This window comes from Anaerovorax odorimutans (genome assembly GCF_024459955.1).
GTDB classification, from domain to species: Bacteria; Bacillota; Clostridia; order Peptostreptococcales; family Anaerovoracaceae; genus Hominibacterium; species Hominibacterium odorimutans_A.
In genome coordinates this window covers 1-663 of the sequence record NZ_JANFXK010000081.1, presented here as the reverse complement: position 1 = coordinate 663, position 663 = coordinate 1, and the positions used below count along the sequence as shown (strand labels likewise).

The window sequence follows — 663 nt, the reverse complement described above, 5'->3', positions numbered from 1 at the left end:
TACGCGCATAACTCGGGACAGGAGCCGAAATACAGCTGCACCATTCTGGTGCCAAAGACAGACACCGCGACGAAAGCGCGAATCGACGCGGCCATCGAAGCCGCCAAACAGGACGGGGCGCAGAGCAAATTCGGTGGAACGGTTCCGCCAATCCTCGCGATCCCGGTCCACGACGGGGATGGGACGAGGCCATCGGATGGCATGCCGTTCGGGGAAGAGTGCAAAGGCCACTGGGTGTTTACGGCCAGCAGCAAGCAGGCGCCGCAGATCGTCGATGCCGGCGTGAATCCGATTATCGACCAGACGGAAGTTTACAGCGGCATGTACGCGCGGGTGTCGGTCAATTTCTTTGCGTATAACAGCAACGGCCGAAAGGGAATCGGCTGTGGTCTGAACAACGTGCAGAAGCTGGCCGACGGGGAACCCCTTGGTGGAAGAACGACCGCGGCGGAAGACTTTGGCGCTCCTTCAGGGGCCATGGCACCGGCGACTCCGACTTATGGCGCTGCGCAGACCTGGACGACACAGCAAGCCGCAGCGCAGCAGCCGAATGCGGGACAGCCTGCTCCGGCCTTTGACCCGATCACCGGTATGCCGTTGACGCCGGGAGTATAAACCATGAAGCATCTATCCATTGACCTGGAGACCTATTCCAGCGTCGAC

Annotated in this window: 1 protein-coding gene; it reads left to right on the top strand. The window is 60.8% G+C overall.

The window, feature by feature from the left end; genetic code table 11:
- Positions 1-615 (top strand): DUF2815 family protein (locus tag NE619_RS17945; protein WP_256133853.1); only part of this gene is annotated, 615 nt, incomplete at its 5' end.
- Positions 616-663 lie beyond the last annotated feature (48 nt).